Below are 17,373 nucleotides of genomic sequence, written 5' to 3' on the forward strand. Positions count from 1 at the left end.
AGGGGGCAGTGTGACACCGGCACGCGTCCGGTTCGGCGTGTGGGCCCTGACCGTCGGCCTGCTGGCAGCGGCATGCGGTCCCGGGCCCGGCGGGAGCCCCGGCGCCCCGCCCGCGAAGCGCTCGGCGTCCCCGGGGACGGGTGCGCCCGCCCCGACCGTCCCCGACGGGGTGGAACTGGAGCGGTCCACCCGTCGGCTCGCCGACGGCAGCCCCGTCAGGATCAGCGAGATCTCGCTGTCGCCCGGTGCGCGGGTGACGGTGAAGGGCGTGCACGGCAGGGGCCTGGCCGCGTCCGCGACCGTGCGCAGCATGGCCCATGAGGCGGGTGCCTGGGCCGCGGTGAACGCCTCCTACTTCGACATCCGCGGCGGGCCGGCGTTCAGCGGCTACGAGGGGGACCCGCTCGGGGTGTACGCGACGGGAGGCAGTCTGCTGAGCGAGGCGGCCAACGGACGGACCGCCCTGATCCTCGGAGGCCCCGCCACACGTCCCCGCATCGACGAGGTCTCCACGTCCTCGTCCCTCGCCGCGTCCGACGGCGCGCACCGGGAGCTGGACGGGATCAACCGGGTGCCCGGGCGCATCGTGGGCTGCGGAGGAGTCGGCGGAGACCGGCTCGCCCGTACCGGCGAACCGGTCTCCTACCCGGTCCACAACCAGCTGTGCCTGGACCCGGACGAGATCGTGGCCATCGGCGCCGCATGGGGCGCAGCCTCCCCCAAGGGCGGCAGGGGCAGTGTGGACGCACTCCTCGACAGCACCGGAAAGGTGACGGCACTCCGGGTGCCCGCCGGGGGCCCGGTGCCGTCCGGGGGACGCGTCCTGTCCGGGATCGGCAAGGGCGCGGAATGGCTCTCGCGCCACGCCCGGCCCGGGGCGTCCGTCGCGGTGACCTCCGCCGTGTACGACAGCCGGGAGGTACGGCTGTCCGGTACGCAGACCTCGGTCATCGGGGCGGGTCCCGCACTGGTCCGGGACGGCCGGACCCGGATCAACGCCGAGGCCAACGGGCTCTCCCGCGCCGCGGTCGCGCAGCGGGAGCCCCGAACCGTGGCGGGCGTCACCGCGGACGGAACCCTCCTGCTGGTGACGTTCGACGGCCGGAGGCCCGGAATCAGTGCCGGCGTCTCGCTCCAGGAGGCGGCGGACCTCATGGTCTCGATGGGGGCGGCCGACGCCGTGAACCTGGACGGCGGAGGTTCGACGACCATGGTGGTCGAGGACCGGCTGTGGAACCGGCCGACCGACTCGCCGGGCGGCGCACGCACCGAACGGGCGGTGGCCACCGCCCTGGCGGTGATCGCCGAATGAACCGCGGCCCGGCACAGGTGTGCCGGGCCGCGGTCCGAGGAAACGAAGGGTGTTACGCCGGGACGCTCGCCACGCCCTGCGCCAGGAACTTCTTCCCGTTCACCCGCTCGGAGACGCCCTCGCGGTCCAGGTACGGCGTGATGCCGCCCAGGTGGAAGGGCCAGCCCGCGCCGGTAATCAGGCAGAGGTCGATGTCCTGGGCCTCGGCGACGACGCCCTCGTCCAGCATCAGACCGATCTCCTGCGCCACCGCGTCCAGGACGCGGTCGCGGACCTGCTCCTCGGACAGGACGACATCGCCCTGCTTCAGGAGTGCGGCGACCTCCGGGTCCAGCTCCGGCTTGCCGGAGTCGTAGACGTAGAAACCGCGCTTGCCGGCCTTGACCACGGCCGCCAGGTTCTCGGAGACGGTGAAGCGCTCCGGGAAGGCGCGGTTCAGGGTCTCGGAGACGTGCAGGCCGATCGCCGGGCCGACCAGCTCCAGGAGCACCAGCGGGGACATCGGCAGGCCGAGCGGCTCGATGGCCTTCTCCGCGACCTCGACCGGGGTGCCCTCGTCGATGACGTTCTGGATCTCGCCCATGAAGCGGGTGAGGATGCGGTTCACGACGAACGCCGGGGCGTCCTTCACCAGCACCGCGGTCTTCTTCAGCTTGCGGGCGACACCGAAGGCCGTGGCCAGCGAGGCGTCGTCGGTCTGCTCGCCGCGGACGATCTCCAGGAGCGGGAGGATCGCGACCGGGTTGAAGAAGTGGAAACCGACGACCCGCTCGGGGTTCTTCAGCTTCGACGCCATCTCGGTGACCGAGAGGGACGAGGTGTTGGTGGCGAGGATCGCGTGCGCCGGGGCGACCGCCTCGACCTCCGCGAACACCTGCTGCTTGACGCCGATCTCCTCGAAGACCGCCTCGATGATGAAGTCGGCGTCGGCGAAGCCCTCCGCCTTGTCCAGCACACCGGAGACCAGGGCCTTCAGGCGGTTGGCCTTGTCCTGGTTGATGCGGCCCTTGCCGAGCAGCTTCTCGATCTCGGCGTGGACGTAGCCCACACCCTTGTCGACGCGCGCCTGGTCGATGTCCGTCAGCACGACCGGTACTTCGAGGCGGCGCAGGAAGAGCAGCGCGAGCTGCGAGGCCATCAGGCCCGCGCCCACCACGCCGACCTTGGTGACCGGACGGGCCAGGGCCTTGTCCGGGGCACCGGCCGGGCGCTTGGCGCGCTTCTGGACCAGGTTGAACGAGTAGATCCCGGAGCGCAGCTCGCCGCCCATGATCAGGTCCGCGAGGGCCTGGTCCTCGGCGTCGAAACCGGCGCTCAGGTCGCCGTCCTTGGCCGCGGCGATGATCTCCAGCGCGCGGTACGCGGCCGGGGCGGCGCCGTGCACCTTGGAGTCGGCGATGGCCCTGCCCCGGGCGACGGCCTGGTCCCAGGCGTCACCGCGGTCGATCTCGGGGCGCTCCACCGTGAGCGTGCCGTTCAGGACGTTCGCCGTCCAGATCAGCGACTGCTCCAGGAAGTCCGCGCCCTCGAAGAGCGCGTCGGCGATCCCGAGCTCGAAGACCTGCTTGCCCTTGAGCTGGCGGTTCTGGTTCAGCGAGTTCTCGATGATCACCGAGACCGCGCGGTCCGCGCCGATCAGGTTGGGGAGCAGCGCGCAGCCGCCCCAGCCGGGGACCAGACCGAGGAAGACCTCGGGCAGCGAGAACGCGGGCAGCGCCTTGGAGACGGTGCGGTACGAGCAGTGCAGACCGACCTCGACACCGCCGCCCATCGCCGCGCCGTTGTAGTACGCGAACGTCGGGACCGCGAGGCCGGAAAGGCGGCGGAAGACGTCGTGGCCGCCCTTGCCGATGGCCAGCGCGTCGCTGTGCTCCTTCAGCAGCTCGACGCCCTTGAGGTCGGCGCCGACCGCGAAGATGAACGGCTTGCCGGTGATGCCGATACCGGTGACCGTGCCCTCGGCGGCCTCCTTCTCGACCTGGTCGATGGCGGCGTTCAGGTTCGCCAGCGACTGCGGTCCGAAGGTGGTCGGCTTGGTGTGGTCCAGGCCGTTGTCCAGGGTGATGAGGGCGAAGTTGCCCGCACCGCCCGGGAGGTCCAGGTGGCGTACGTGCGCCTGGGTGACGACCTCGCCGGGGAACAGCTCGGCCGCGCCCTTCAGAAGCTCAGTGGTGGTCGTGCTCACTTGTTGCCTCCGTCGAAGTGCGGGTTCTCCCAGACGACCGTGGCGCCCATGCCGAAGCCGACGCACATGGTCGTCAGGCCGTAGCGGACCTCCGGCTGCTCCTCGAACTGGCGGGCCAGCTGGGTCATCAGCCGGACGCCGGAGGAGGCCAGCGGGTGGCCGTAGGCGATCGCGCCGCCGTACTGGTTGACGCGGGCGTCGTCGTCGGCGATGCCGTAGTGCTCCAGGAAGGCGAGCACCTGCACGGCGAACGCCTCGTTGATCTCGAAGAGACCGATGTCCGAGATGGACAGCCCGGCCTTCGACAGCGCCTTCTCCGTGGCCGGGATCGGGCCGTAGCCCATGACCTCCGGCTCGACGCCGGCGAAGGCGTAGGAGACGAGGCGCATCCTGACCGGGAGGCCCAGCTCGCGGGCGACGTCCTCGGCGGCGAGCAGCGAGGCGGTGGCGCCGTCGTTGAGACCCGCGGCGTTGCCGGCCGTCACGCGGCCGTGGGCGCGGAACGGGGTCTTCAGACCGGCCAGGGACTCCAGCGTGGTGCCCGGGCGCATCGGCTCGTCGGCGGTGACCAGGCCCCAGCCCGTCTCACCGGCCTCCGCGTTCGTGCGGCGCACGGAGACCGGCACCAGGTCCTGCTGGATCTTGCCGTTGGCGTACGCCTTGGCGGCCTTCTCCTGCGAACGCACCGCGTACTCGTCGGCGCGCTGCTTGGTGATCGTGGGGTACCGGTCGTGCAGGTTCTCCGCGGTCATGCCCATGAACAGGGCGGACTCGTCGACCAGCTTCTCCGACACGAAGCGCGGGTTCGGGTCCACGCCCTCGCCCATCGGGTGGCGGCCCATGTGCTCGACGCCACCGGCGACGACGACGTCGTACGCGCCGAAGGCGATCGAGCCGGCCGTCGAGGTGACGGCGGTCAGGGCGCCCGCGCACATGCGGTCGATCGAGTAACCGGGGACGGACTGCGGCAGACCGGCCAGGATTCCGGCGGTGCGGCCGAGCGTGAGGCCCTGGTCGCCGATCTGCGTGGTCGCGGCGATGGCGACCTCGTCGATCTTGGCGGGGTCCAGGTCCGGGTTGCGGCGCAGCAGCTCCCGGATGGCCTTCACGACGAGATCGTCGGCGCGGGTCTCGTGGTAGATGCCCTTCGGGCCCGCTTTGCCGAACGGGGTGCGGACGCCGTCGACGAAGACGACGTCCCGGATGGTACGAGGCACGATGGCTCTCCTCCAGGGTGCGGGATGGCACTGCTGCGGGGCACGCCCAGGAGCGCGCCGCCACCCACATGCTACTTGCGGGTAACCAGACTGCCCAGTCCTTGTGGCGGGAGCGGCGAAGGTCACATGCGCGAAAAGGCCCGGACGGCCCCGAAAAGGGGCCGTCCGGGCCTGGGACGAGCGCGTGGTGCGGGTCCGGGGAGCTCGTGGAACCTGGCGTGAATACGCCCCTGTCCCATGCCTTCTCAGGCGGCCCTCCTCCGAATTCTTCGGATTTCCCGGACTCCCTCAGGCTTCCGAGGCGAGCGCGCGGAGCAGGATCGGGCCCACCTGCTCGATCTGCCAGTGCCGCGCACCGTATCCGGCGAGTGCGTTCTCGACCGTGTCCGGCGTCAGGTTCTTCGGCGGCTCCCAGCAGACCCGGCGCACGGTGTCGGGGGTGATGAGGTTCTCCTGCGGCATGTTCAGCCGCTCCGCGAGCTCGGACACGGCGGTGCGGGCGGCCGACAGCCGGGCGGCGGCCGCCGGGTCCTTGTCCGCCCAGGCGCGGGGCGGGGGCGGGCCCGTGAGGGGCTGGCCGGGCTGCGGCAGCTCCGTGTCGGGCAGCTCCTTCGCCCGGTCCACGGCCCCCTGCCACTGCTCCAGCTGGCGCCGGCCCATGCGGTGGCCGAAGCCGGGCAGGGCGGTCAGCGCCTGGGTGTTCGGCGGGAGCGCGAGCGCGGCCTCCACGATCGCGGCGTCGCCGAGCACCTTGCCGGGGGAGATGTCGCGGCGCCGTGCGACCTGGTCGCGCAGCGTCCACAGCTCCCTGACCACGGCCATCTGCCGGCGGCGGCGGACCTTGTGCATGCCGGAGGTGCGGCGCCACGGGTCCTGGCGCGGGGGAGCGGGCGGTGCCGAGGCGATGGCCGCGAACTCCTCCTGCGCCCACTCCAGCTTGCCCTGCCGGTCGAGCTCCTCCTCCAGCGAGTTGCGCAGGTCGATCAGCAGCTCGACGTCGAGCGCCGCGTAGCGCAGCCAGGGGTCGGGCAGCGGGCGGGTGGACCAGTCGACGGCGGAGTGGCCCTTCTCCAGTGAGTAGCCGAGCACGCTCTCGACCATGGCGCCGAGGCCGACCCGCGGGAACCCGGCCAGCCGTCCGGCCAGCTCGGTGTCGAAGAGCCCGGTCGGGGTCATCCCTATCTCGCGCAGACAGGGCAGGTCCTGGGTCGCCGCGTGCAGGATCCACTCGGTTCCGCGCAGCGCCTCCCCGAGCCCGGACAGGTCGGGACAGCCGACCGGGTCGACGAGCGCGCTGCCCGCGCCCTCACGGCGCAGCTGCACGAGGTAGGCGCGCTGCCCGTAGCGGTAGCCGGAGGCGCGCTCGGCGTCGACGGCCACCGGGCCGGTGCCCGCGGCGAAGGCCGCGATCACCCCGGCCAGGGCATCGTCGGAGGCCACCACCGGTGGAATGCCCTCGCGCGGTTCGAGCAAGGGGATCGGCGCCGGGGCGACGTCGTCCGGGGGGGCGCCCCCGGTGGTTCGCAGTGAAGTGTCTGCTGCGGTCTCTTGGGCGTCGGTCACGTGTCAAGGGTATCTGTGTATGTACGGCGCCCGTCGACGGAATGATCCGTCGACGGGCGCCGATGCATGTAATCCAGCCGGTTCCGCATCTCTGCACACCGGCGGGGGTGCGGTTTCGTCGGGATTCAGTGGATGATGCCCGTTCGCAGGGCGACGGCGACCATGCCTGCGCGGTCCCCGGTGCCGAGTTTGCGGGCGATGCGGGCGAGGTGGCTCTTGACGGTCAGGGCGGACAGCCCCATGGAGACGCCGATCGCCTTGTTGGACTGTCCTTCGGCGACGAGGCGCAGGACCTCCACCTCACGTCCGGACAGTTCGCGGTAGCCGCCCGGGTGGCTCGGGGTGCCGGGGGGCCGGCGGTGCATACGGGCGGCGGTGGCGCCGATGGGTGCGACGCCGGGACGGGTGGGGTGGCCGATGTTGGTACGGGTGCCGGTGACGACGTAGCCCTTGACGCCGCCCGCGAGGGCGTTGCGCACGGCGCCGATGTCGTCGGCGGCGGAGAGGGCGAGGCCGTTCGGCCAGCCGGCGGCTCGGGTTTCGGACAGCAGGGTCAGCCCGGAACCGTCGGGCAGGTGGACGTCGGCTACGCAGATGTCGCGCGGGTTGCCGACGCGGGGGCGGGCCTCCGCGATGGACGACGCCTCGATGACGTCACGTACTCCGAGTGCCCACAGATGGCGGGTGACGGTGGAACGGACGCGCGGGTCGGCCACGACGACCATGGCCGTCGGCTTGTTCGGGCGGTAGGCGACCAGGCTTGCGGGCTGCTCGAGGAGAACGGACACCAGGCCTCCTGGGGAGTGGCGGGACGGGCCGGCTCGGGGATGAAGCCGGGGCGAACCGTGCTTGAAGGGTCATTGACTCCTTCGGCAGCAGACCCCTGCTCCTTTAGAGGAAGATCACGATTTGGTGAGTAACAATTCGGGCAAATAGGACGCGCGATCGATTGTACGAAAAAAGAGCCGGTGACTGTGCGAGGTTCCGTGACGCTGTGTCACGGAACCTGGACGCGGATCCGGAACGGAAATCCGGAGCGGGGGGCGTGCGCGGGCGGACGCCTACGAGACCTGCGGACCGCGCCGCTGCGGCAGCGTCACCACCGCCGCGTCCACGGGACCCGACGGCGGCAGGCCGGCGATCTGGCACAGCAGGTCGCCCCACGCCATCAGGTGCGCCGCCGTGTCCGGCACCCCGCCGCGGCCCTCGCGCGGCGTCCAGGACGCCCGGATCTCGATCTGTGTGGCCGGCCGCCGCGTCTCCAGCGCACCGAAGTAGTGCGATCCCGCCCGGGTGACCGTGCCGCCCGCCTCCCCGAACGACAGACCGCGCGCCTCCAGTGCTCCCGTCAGCCACGACCAGCACACCTCCGGCAGCAGCGGGTCGGAGGCCATCTCCGGCTCCAGCTCGGCACGCACCAGCGTCACCAGCCGGAAGTTGCCCTGCCAGGCCTCGTGGCCGTCCGGGTCGTGGAGCAGGACGAGCCGCCCGTCCGCGAGGTCGTCCTCGCCGTCGACGACCGCCGCCTCCAGCGCGTACGCGTACGGAGCGAGCCGTTTGGGCGGCCGCGTCGGCTCCACCTCCAGTTCGGGGCGCAGCCGCGCCGAGCGCAGCGCGTCCACCGCCGAACGGAACGCGGGCGGGACGGAACCACCCTCCGCACTGTCCTCGCTGTCACCATCGGATTGATCGGAGAAGTGTCCCTGCGCCGGAGCCATGCGGGGAAGAGTAGGCGGAACCGGAGCCTCGCGCGCGGAAGGACACCCGTGCGGGGCAGGGCTCATTCCGTGTGCGTGCGAAGATTCTGTGTGTGAGTGCTATTGACCGCCCCTCGGGCCAGCAGACGAAGACCTCCGCCACCCACGACTCGGCGTTCCTGAAGGCGTGCAGGCGCGAGACCGTGCCGCACACGCCGGTCTGGTTCATGCGCCAGGCGGGACGCTCGCTGCCCGAGTACCTGAAGGCGCGCGAAGGCATTCCGATGCTCGAGTCCTGCACGATGCCGGAGCTCGTCGCCGAGATCACGATGCAGCCCGTGCGCCGCCACAAGGTCGACGCCGCGGTCTACTTCAGCGACATCGTCGTCCCGCTCAAGGCGATCGGCATCGACCTCGACATCAAGCCCGGCGTCGGACCGGTGATCGCCGAACCGATCCGTTCGCGGGCCGACCTGTCCCGGCTGCGCGATCTCACCCCCGAGGACGTCTGGTACGTCACCGAGGCCATCGGCCTGCTCACGGCGGAGCTGGGCTCCACCCCGCTGATCGGTTTCGCGGGCGCTCCCTTCACCCTCGCCAGCTACCTGGTCGAGGGCGGCCCGTCCCGCAACCACGAGCACACCAAGGCCCTGATGTACGGGGACCCGGAGCTCTGGGCCGACCTGCTCGACCGTCTCGCCGACATCACCGGCGCCTTCCTCAAGGTCCAGATCGAGGCCGGCGCCTCCGCCGTGCAGCTCTTCGACTCCTGGGTCGGCGCGCTGGCCCCCGCCGACTACCGCCGCTCGGTGCTGCCCGCCTCCGCGAAGGTCCTCGACGCCGTCGCGTCGTACGACGTCCCGCGCATCCACTTCGGTGTCGGCACCGGTGAACTGCTCGGCCTCATGGGCGAGGCCGGCGCGGACGTCGTCGGCGTCGACTGGCGGGTCCCGCTCGACGAGGCCGCGCGCCGCGTCGGCCCCGGCAAGGCGCTCCAGGGCAACCTCGACCCCGCCGTGCTCTTCGCCCCGACCGCCGCGGTGGAGGCCAAGACGCAGGAGGTGCTGGACGCCGCCGCGGGCCTGGAGGGCCACATCTTCAACCTGGGCCACGGCGTGATGCCGAACATGGACCCCGACGCGCTGTCGCGGCTCGTCGAGTACGTCCACACCAGCACCGCACGCTGAACGACGGGCAGGCGGGCGCCGCTCAGGCGGTGCCCGCCTGCCGCAGCGCCGTCACCGTCTTGCGCGCCGCCACCAGCACCGGGTCCCAGACGGGCGAGAACGGCGGCGCGTACCCCAGGTCCAGCGACGTCATCCGCTCGACCGTCATTCCCGCGGTGAGCGCCACCGCCGCCACGTCCACCCGCTTCGCCGCCCCGTCCCGGCCCACGATCTGCACGCCCAGCAGCCGCCCCGTGCGGTACTCCGCGAGCATCTTCACCGTCATGGGCCGCGCCCCCGGGTAGTAGCCCGCCCGGCCCGTCGACTCGATCGTCGCCGAGACGAACCGCAGGCCCACCGCGCGGGCGTCCTTCTCGCGCAGACCGGTCCTGGCGATCTCCAGGTCGCAGACCTTGCTCACCGCGGTGCCGACCACGCCGGGGAACGTGCCGTAGCCGCCGCCCACGTTCGAACCGATGATCTGGCCGTGCTTGTTCGCGTGCGTGCCCAGCGCGATGTGCCGGGTGCGGCCCGCCACCAGGTCCAGGACCTCGACGCAGTCGCCGCCCGCCCAGATGTTGTCGTGGCCCACGACCCGCATCGACAGATCGGTGAGCAGCCCGCCGTGCGGGCCGAGCGGCAGCCCGACCGCCCGGGCCAGTGCCGTCTCCGGCTCGACGCCGATGCCGAGCACCACCACGTCCGCCGGGTAGGACGCGTCGGCCGTCTCGACGGCGGCCACCCGGCCGTCCGGCCCGGTGCGGATCGCGGTGACCGCGGCCCTGTTCACCGTCGTGATCCCGAGCCCGTCCATCGCGTCGTGGACGAGACGCCCCATGTCGGGGTCGAGCGTCGCCATCGGCTGCTCGCCCCGGTTGAGGACGGTCACCTCGAAGCCGCGCTTCAGCATCGCCTCGGCCATCTCGACCCCGATGTAGCCCGCGCCGACGACGACCGCGCGCCGGCGCTCACCGCCCGCCCGGTCCAGGGAGTCCAGCAGGGCCTGCCCGTCGTCCAGCGTCTGCACACCGTGCACCCCGGCCGCGTCCATGCCGGGCAGCGCGGGCCGCACCGGACGGGCGCCCGTCGCGATCACCAGCTTGTCGAAACCGGTCCAGGCGCTCTCGCCCGAGTCCCGGTCAAGCGAGCGCACCCGCTGCCCGGCGACGTCGATCTCGGTCACCTCGGTGCGCGTGCGCAGGTCGATGGCGCGGGCCCGGTGCTCCTCGGGCGTGCGGGCGATCAGGTCGTCCCGCTGTTCCACGTCGCCGCCGACCCAGTACGGGATGCCGCAGGCGGAGTACGAGGTGAAGTGGCCCCGCTCGAAGGCGGTGATGCTCAGCTCGTCCGGGCCCTTGAGCCGGCGTGCCTGCGACGCCGCCGACATGCCCGCCGCGTCGCCTCCGATGACCACCAGTCGTTCCGCCGCCATGCCAGGTCCCTTCGACGCCCCGTCCGAGGGGCCCACGCTACGGCGCGGCGGAACCCGGGGGCGCCGCGGCGCCCCCGGGAGACCTCACTCGCCGGCCGGCGGCGCCCCCGCCCTCCTGCCCCGGCGGCGCAGCAGCACCCGCCACAGGACCAGCAGCACGGCGGCCACGGCCAGGAACGGGGCCGAGGCGCCCAGCACCATCGCGATCCACCGCAGCGTCGTCACGAAGGCGTCCCAGCCGCCCGACAGGGCGTCCAGGAACCCCGGACCTTCGTCGTCGTCCTCGGCGGCCGTCTCCGGCTCCGTCAGGTCAAGCGTGATCGTGGCCATGCCCGTACGGTCCTTCAGCGAGGCCTGCTGGGCGAGCAGCGACTCCAGGGCCGCCTGACGGCTGCTCAGTTCGCCTTCCAGCGTGACCACGTCGGCGAGCCTGTCGGCCCGGTCCATCAGCTTGCGCACCCGCGCCACGCTGGCGCGCTGGGTGGCGATCCGGCTGTCGGTGTCGACGACCTGGTCCGTGACGTCCTTCGCGGTCGACGTACGGGAGAGGAGCTTCCCCGCCCCCGAGAGCTCCCGCAGCACACGGTCGTACGCGTCCTGGGGCACCCGCAGGACGAGATGCGAGGAGTCGTGCGTCTCGTCGACCTGCTCGGTGCTCTCGTCGGCGACCAGACCGCCCGCGTCCTGCGCGACGGTCCGGGCGCTCGCGGCGGCCCTGGAGGCGCTCTTGACCTGCACGGACAGTGCCGCGGTGCGGATGACGTGCGTCGCGGACGCCGGGTCCGGCTTCTTCGGCTCCGCCGACTTCGCGGGTGCCTGCTTGCCGTCGGCCTCCCCCTCCCCGGCCGCGGAGCCCGCCTTGTCCTGCCGCTTGGCGGAGAGCGCGGGCCGGTCGGAGCTCGCGCCGTCGTCACCGGCCGCGCCGCAGCCGCTCAGCGCGAGGACCGCGGTGAGCAGCCCGGCGGCGAGCGCGGTGCGCGAGCGGCGGGCCGCGGGACCGGCCGTTCGTCTGCCGGTACGGGTCTGGAGTGCTGCCTGCATAACTGTCCCCCCAGGACGGGTGATTGATGGCTCCGATTCGACGTACGAGGGGGTGGGCCGGGTTGCGTGAAACCGGTTTCGAAGCGGTCACGGTCGGGACTCGGAAGAGGTTTGAGAGAGTGGGGGCATGCAGCGTTCAACACAGCGTGCGGACAGGGCCCCGGGGCACGTCGTCGTCATCGGCGGCGGCATCGCCGGACTCGCGGCCGCCCACCGGCTTCTCGGTACCGGCCTGAAGGTCACCCTCCTGGAGGCCACCGCCCGGCTCGGCGGCAAGCTCATGACCGGTGAGGTCGCGGGCGTGCAGGTCGACCTCGGCGCCGAGTCGATGCTCGCCCGGCGCCCGGAAGCGGTCGGCCTGGCCCGCGAGGTCGGCCTCGGCGGACGCCTCCGGCCGCCGGCCACGGCCACCGCCTCGCTGTGGACCCGCGACGCGCTGCGCCCCATGCCCAAGGGCCATGTGATGGGCGTGCCCGGCGACCCTTCCGTCCTGGGCGACGTGCTCTCGCCCGAGGGCCTCGCCCGGATCGCGCAGGAACGCGACCTCACCCCGACCGCCGTCGGCGACGACGTGGCCGTCGGTGCGTACGTGGCCGACCGGCTGGGCCGCGAGGTCGTCGACCGGCTGGTCGAGCCGCTCCTGGGCGGGGTCTACGCCGGCGACGCCTACCGGATCTCGATGCGCGCCGCCGTACCGCAGCTCTTCGAGCTCGCCCGGCAGTCCGGCTCGCTCCTCGACGGCGTCACCCGCATCCAGGAACAGGCCGCCGCGCGGCAGCAGACCGGACCGGTCTTCCAGGGCATCGAGGGCGGGATCGGCACGCTGCCGGGCGCCGTCGCCGACGCCGTGCGCGCCGGCGGCGGCGAGATCCTCACCGAGACCCCCGTGCTGGGCCTGACCCGTACCGCGGACGGCTGGGACGTACGCACGGACACCCGGGTGATCACCGCCGACGGCATCGTCCTCGCCGCCCCCGCCTGGTCCGCCTCCACGCTGCTCGCCGCCGAGTCCCCGGCCGCCTCAGCCGAACTCGCGGGCGTCGAGTACGCCTCCATGGCCCTGGTCACCATGGCCTTCCGCCGCTCCGACGTGGCCGGGCTCACGTCCTTCGACGGGCGCTCCGGCTTCCTGGTGCCGCCGGTCGACGGACACACCATCAAGGCCGCCACCTTCTCCACCCACAAGTGGCAGTGGGTCTCCGACGCGGCACCCGGCCTCTTCGTCCTGCGGACCTCGGTGGGCCGGTACGGCGAGGAGGACCACCTGCACCGCGAGGACGCCGAACTCGTCGGCGTCTCGCTCGCCGACCTCGCCGCGGCCACCGGACTGACCGCACGGCCCGTCGCCACCGAGGTCACCCGGTGGATCGGCGGACTGCCGCAGTACCCCGTGGGCCACCTCGGCCGCGTCGCCCGGATCCGCGACGAGGTCGCCAAGCTGCCGGCGCTGCGCGTCTGCGGTGCGGTCTACGACGGCGTCGGCATCCCCGCCTGCATCGCGAGCGCCCGGCGCGCCGCCGACGAGATCGCCGCGGACCTCGCGGGGGAGAGCGGCACGGACACCGCCGGTGACGGCGGGGAGATCATCGCCACGGGGACCCTGGTTCAGGGCACACGGAGCGAGGCGGGACAATAGCCGTATGAGTGCTCCTGAGACTGAGACATCAAGCAAGGTCCCCAACGCCGGCAAGAAGGCGAAGGACCTCAACGACGTGGTCCGCTACACGCTGTGGTCCGTCTTCAAGCTGCGCGACGTGCTGCCCGCGGACACGGACCGCGCCGCGTACTCCGGTGAGGTCCAGGAGCTGTTCGACCAGCTCGCCGCCAAGGACGTCACCGTGCGCGGCACGTACGACGTGTCCGGGCTGCGCGCCGACGCCGACGTCATGGTCTGGTGGCACGCCGAGACGGCGGAGGCGCTGCAGGAGGCGTACAACCTCTTCCGGCGCACCCGGCTGGGCAGGAGCCTCACCCCGGTCTGGTCGAACATGGCGCTGCACCGCCCGGCCGAGTTCAACAAGTCGCACGTCCCGGCGTTCCTCGCCGACGAGTCGCCTCGCGACTTCATCAGCGTGTACCCCTTCGTGCGCTCGTACGACTGGTACCTGCTGCCGGACGAGGACCGCCGCCGCATGCTCGCGGACCACGGCAAGATGGCCCGGGGCTACCCCGACGTGCGCGCCAACACGGTCGCCTCGTTCTCGCTCGGCGACTACGAGTGGGTGCTGGCCTTCGAGGCCGACGAGCTGTACCGCATCGTCGACCTGATGCGTCACCTGCGGGCTTCCGAGGCGCGGATGCACGTCCGCGAGGAGGTCCCCTTCTTCACCGGCCGGCGCAAGTCGGTCGCGGACCTGGTGGCCGGGCTCGCGTAGCGAGCGGGTTCCGACCACCCCAACCCGGAAGATCAGACGGCGGACCCAGCGGCATCCGTGCCGCCCGCCGTTCCAGCGACACCGGGTTCGGCCCCCGGTGCGGCGCGCTTCCAGCGCGCCGCACCGGTGTCATTCACGGGAAGATCCGCGCGGTCCCGCCGCGGCCGGTGAGCGCGGCCCGCAGCGCCGGATCGGCCACCGCGCCCACGCCCCGCACGGCGAACGCCACCAGCGCGTCGCGCTCCTGTCCGCCCGCCGACGCCGTACGCGCCTCCAGCAGCCGCTGTCCGGCGGGGGAGGCCCAGGAACTGTACGGGCGCAGTTCCATCCGGGCGATGGCCAGACAGCCCAGGGTCAGCACGAGCGGCAGCCCGAACCAGACCAGCACCGGCACCGCCGAGCCGCCCGGAGTCTGCTCCCGGCCGGGGGTCAGCACTGCGGCGGCGCCCAGCGCGACCACGAGCAACGCCGCCCCGCGCACCGCCCGCAGCGCGGCCCCGATGTCCGACCCGGCCCCGCCGGGCAGCGCCAGGCCCGCCGCGACGAGCCGGTCGGCCAGGGCGCGTACGGCATCGGCCGCGGCCGCCGCCGACCGGACCGGCGCGATCGGTGACTGGCCCCGCGGACCTATGGCACGGATCACCGTGCGCTCCACCTCGTCCCGGCCGTCGGGGTCGACGACCGTCGCCCAGCCGGTGTGCGCGAGCAGCAGCCGCCGGCGCAGATGCATGGTGACCAGGGCCAGATCGGCGACCCGGTGCGGGCCGCCGGCCAGGAACGCCGTCTCGTACAGGGTGAGTTCGGGGCCGTCGGCCGGACGCGGACCCTCCCCGGCCTCCCGGGACGAGCCGTCGGGCGGCGGGGCCAGGCGCGCGGCCACCAGGCAGAGCCTGGTGCAGGAGATGGCTGCCGCACCCCATGCGACCAGCAGAAACAGAACCCAGAGCATGCCGGATTTCTATGCGAGACGGATTCGGAGCGCCAGGGGATTTCATGATGCGGACGACGACGGCTCAGGAACTGCTGCCGCAACTGGACCCGGAACTGCCGCCGCAGCTCGATCCGGAGCTGCAACTGGACCCGGAGCTGCAACTGGATCCCGAGCTGCAACTGGACCCCGAGCCGGAACCGCAGCTCGACCCCGAGCCGCCGCAGCCGCCCCCGCCGCCGGTTCCGGCGGAGCCGCCGCAGCCGCCGCCCGGGCTCGATCCGGCACACCACACCGTCGGCACGAGCAGCATCCCCGAGGAGTCCGAGGTGTGATGCGAGGGCGGGTACGCCCCCGTGGGCCGCGTCCGGGCCGCCGCGATCAGATGCGTGCGCAGCGCGGGGTCGGGGAGTGCCCGGAGCCCGGCCGTCGCCACCAGATGGGCCGCGTCCGTCCGGTACGCGTGGGCGAAGCGGTATTCCGCGGCGGCCCTGCGGCCGGCCTTGGTGATCCGGGAGCGGGCGCCGGACGCGCGGATCAGCCCGATGAGAGTGCCGGCGACCAGGGCGGGGAACACCAGGAGGAAGAACGGGACGCCCTCCCCGGAGAACCGGGCGAGGGTCAGCACGAAGGCGGCCGGGAAGCCCAGCAGGCAGACGAGTCCCTGCACCCGGCCCCACACGTGCCACTTCAGGTTCTCCCCTGGCGGATTCAGCAGTCCGCGCCCGGCCAGGCCGTCACCGAGCTCCTGCACGGCGGGATGACGCATCACCGCGGTCCGCAGGACGGGCAGCGCGCCGCTGGGGGCCGCGGCCAGCTCCTGGAGCACGGCCCGCTCCACCGGATCGTGGGCGACGGGGCGCTGGACCGCGACGATCCCGGGCCCGCCGACCACCAGCCTGCCGTCCTCCTGCATCGCGGCGAGCGCGGTGTCCACCACCCGGCCGGGCCCGCCGTTCAGGAAAGCCACCTCGGACAGGTCGTGGGCGGGGCCGCCGGGGCCGCCGCGGGCGGTCCGGGCCGTCCCCACGATCAGGAGGGTCGAGGAGACCACCACGGCGAGATTCAGGACCAGGGCCAGTGTGTTCATCCCGGTCACCTTCCTACGAGTACGGAACGGGCCGCCCGGGCCAGCCGGGTGACGCGGCGGGGCGGCCTCGGGGCCGCCCGGTCCTGCCACCAGTGGGTCAGCCGGCGGCGGGCCGCGGCGTCCCCGGGGTGGCCGGTGAGGAGCAGGTGCTCGGCGAAGTCCAGGGCGTCACGCCGGTATCCGGCGGACATCGGACGGGCTCCGGCGTACGCGAGGAACGCGTCCCGGTAGCCGCGCCCCAGGATCTCCGGGAGCTCGGGGGCCACCTTGGCGACGACATCGGCGCGCTTGGCGGCCAGCGCCCGGCTCTGGACCCGGAGCCGGCGGCGGTCGAAGCCCTCCGGGGCGGGCGTGCCCGCGACGAGGGCGGACAGCAGCGAGGTCTGCGCGACCGCGACCCGGTCACGCAGGGCCTCCGACGCAGGGTCCGGGGCCGGGTCCGCGTCCGCCGATGTCTCCGGGGTGCCGGAGGCCGGCCGTCGCACGCGGTCCCCGTCCCCGTCCCCGTCGAGCGTCGCCCGGATCGTGTCCAGCTCACCGGCCAGCTCGGCCGCCGGCGGGAAGTCGTCGTCGCGCTCCAGCAGGACGCCCGGCGGGGAGACCCGGGAGCGGAGCTCGGCAAGGATGTCGAGGACCGGTGCCGTGACCGGGTGGGCGTGGGTGTCGTGCCAGACCCCGTCCTTCTCGACGCCGCCCGCCACGTGCACGTACGCGATGGCCTCCACCGGCAGTTCGTCCAGGGCCCTGACCGGGTCCTCGCCCCGGTTGACGTGGTTCGTGTGCAGGTTCGCCACGTCGATGAGCAGCCGCACCCCCGTGCGCTCGACGAGCTCCGCCAGGAACTGCCCCTCGGTCAGCTCCTCGTCGGGCCAGGAGAACAGCGCCGCGATGTTCTCCAGCGCCAGCGGCACCGGCAGCGAGTCCTGCGCGATCCGGACGTTCTCGCACAGCACGTCCAGCGCCGCCCGGGTCCGCGGCACCGGCAGCAGGTGCCCGGCCTCCAGGACCGGGGATCCGGTGCGCGCACCGCCGGCCCGGACGAAGGCGATGTGCTCGGTCACCAGGGGCGCGTCCAGCAGGGCAGCCCGGGCCGCGAGAGCGGCGAGCCGGTCCGGGTCGGGGCGCTCGGCCCCGCCGAGGCCGAGCGAGACCCCGTGCGGCACCACGGTGACCCCGCGCTCCCTCAGCCGTACCAGCGACGCGGGCAGATGGTCGTCGCAGAGGTTCTCCGCGACCGCCTCCACCCAGTCGATCCCCGGCAGCGCCTCCACCGCGTCCGCGATCTCCGGCCGCCAGCCGATCCCGATTCCCAGCTTCATGGTGTCCCCCTCCTCCGCTCCGTGCAGGGGTCATGGCCCCGCCGCGCG

At 73.0% G+C, this 17,373-nt stretch carries 14 protein-coding genes; 4 read left to right on the forward strand and 10 right to left on the reverse strand.

Annotated elements, in window-relative coordinates; translation table 11 throughout:
• Nucleotides 1-10 precede the first annotated feature (10 nt).
• Nucleotides 11-1,312 (forward strand): phosphodiester glycosidase family protein, encoded by a 1,302-nt coding sequence (locus OG408_RS31015; protein WP_326673165.1) that lies wholly within the window; start codon nt 11-13, stop codon nt 1,310-1,312.
• 52 nt (nt 1,313-1,364) lie between these two features.
• Here the strand turns inward: OG408_RS31015 and OG408_RS31020 are convergent, their stop codons facing one another.
• The 5 genes from OG408_RS31020 to OG408_RS31040 all read right to left on the reverse strand — a co-directional run bounded on the left by OG408_RS31020 (nt 1,365) and on the right by OG408_RS31040 (nt 7,995).
• Nucleotides 1,365-3,497 (reverse strand): 3-hydroxyacyl-CoA dehydrogenase NAD-binding domain-containing protein, encoded by a 2,133-nt coding sequence (locus OG408_RS31020; RefSeq protein ID WP_285566257.1) that lies wholly within the window; start codon nt 3,495-3,497, stop codon nt 1,365-1,367.
• Nucleotides 3,494-4,714, reverse strand: a complete 1,221-nt coding sequence (locus OG408_RS31025) for a thiolase family protein (protein WP_326673168.1) — start codon at nt 4,712-4,714, stop codon at nt 3,494-3,496. The genes OG408_RS31020 and OG408_RS31025 overlap by 4 nt, the downstream gene beginning before the upstream one ends.
• Before the next feature lie 288 nt (nt 4,715-5,002).
• Nucleotides 5,003-6,277, reverse strand: coding sequence for a ribonuclease D (locus OG408_RS31030; RefSeq protein ID WP_266784113.1), 1,275 nt, complete (start codon nt 6,275-6,277; stop codon nt 5,003-5,005).
• A 125-nt stretch (nt 6,278-6,402) separates the two neighbouring features.
• Nucleotides 6,403-7,065 (reverse strand): helix-turn-helix transcriptional regulator, encoded by a 663-nt coding sequence (locus OG408_RS31035; protein ID WP_093899280.1) that lies wholly within the window; start codon nt 7,063-7,065, stop codon nt 6,403-6,405.
• A gap of 273 nt (nt 7,066-7,338) precedes the next feature.
• Complete coding sequence (locus tag OG408_RS31040) at nt 7,339-7,995, reverse strand: DUF3000 domain-containing protein (protein ID WP_266784115.1); 657 nt, start codon at nt 7,993-7,995, stop codon at nt 7,339-7,341.
• A 92-nt stretch (nt 7,996-8,087) separates the two neighbouring features.
• Between OG408_RS31040 and hemE the strand changes: the two genes are divergently transcribed.
• Entirely contained in the window at nt 8,088-9,161 is a 1,074-nt protein-coding gene (hemE, locus tag OG408_RS31045; RefSeq protein ID WP_326673170.1) for a uroporphyrinogen decarboxylase, read from the forward strand.
• A gap of 22 nt (nt 9,162-9,183) precedes the next feature.
• Here the strand turns inward: hemE and OG408_RS31050 are convergent, their stop codons facing one another.
• Both OG408_RS31050 and OG408_RS31055 read right to left on the reverse strand, forming a co-directional pair.
• On the reverse strand, nt 9,184-10,572 hold the full coding sequence (locus tag OG408_RS31050; protein ID WP_266784119.1) for an FAD-dependent oxidoreductase: 1,389 nt from the start codon (nt 10,570-10,572) through the stop codon (nt 9,184-9,186).
• An 84-nt stretch (nt 10,573-10,656) separates the two neighbouring features.
• Nucleotides 10,657-11,613 carry a DUF4349 domain-containing protein gene (locus tag OG408_RS31055; protein WP_326673172.1) on the reverse strand — a complete coding sequence of 319 codons (957 nt, stop codon included), beginning with the start codon at nt 11,611-11,613 and terminating at the stop codon, nt 10,657-10,659.
• Nucleotides 11,614-11,740: 127 nt separating this feature from the next.
• Between OG408_RS31055 and hemG the strand changes: the two genes are divergently transcribed.
• Nucleotides 11,741-13,249 (forward strand): protoporphyrinogen oxidase, encoded by a 1,509-nt coding sequence (gene hemG / locus OG408_RS31060; RefSeq protein WP_266784123.1) that lies wholly within the window; start codon nt 11,741-11,743, stop codon nt 13,247-13,249.
• Between the two features lie 4 nt (nt 13,250-13,253).
• Nucleotides 13,254-13,988, forward strand: a complete 735-nt coding sequence (gene hemQ, locus OG408_RS31065) for a hydrogen peroxide-dependent heme synthase (protein WP_285566269.1) — start codon at nt 13,254-13,256, stop codon at nt 13,986-13,988.
• Between the two features lie 133 nt (nt 13,989-14,121).
• Here the strand turns inward: hemQ and OG408_RS31070 are convergent, their stop codons facing one another.
• The 3 genes from OG408_RS31070 to OG408_RS31080 form a co-directional block, all read right to left on the reverse strand.
• Nucleotides 14,122-14,937: a TIGR04222 domain-containing membrane protein gene (locus OG408_RS31070; RefSeq protein ID WP_326673175.1), complete on the reverse strand. Its 816-nt coding sequence runs from the start codon at nt 14,935-14,937 to the stop codon at nt 14,122-14,124.
• 64 nt (nt 14,938-15,001) lie between these two features.
• Nucleotides 15,002-16,006, reverse strand: a complete 1,005-nt coding sequence (locus OG408_RS31075; protein ID WP_285566273.1) for a TIGR04222 domain-containing membrane protein — start codon at nt 16,004-16,006, stop codon at nt 15,002-15,004.
• 5 nt (nt 16,007-16,011) lie between these two features.
• A complete protein-coding gene (locus OG408_RS31080; RefSeq protein WP_266784131.1) occupies nt 16,012-17,325 on the reverse strand; it encodes a DUF692 domain-containing protein in 1,314 nt (437 codons plus the stop codon).
• Nucleotides 17,326-17,373 lie beyond the last annotated feature (48 nt).

It is taken from the genome of Streptomyces sp. NBC_01257 (genome assembly GCF_035917255.1).
Taxonomy (GTDB): domain Bacteria; phylum Actinomycetota; class Actinomycetes; order Streptomycetales; family Streptomycetaceae; genus Streptomyces.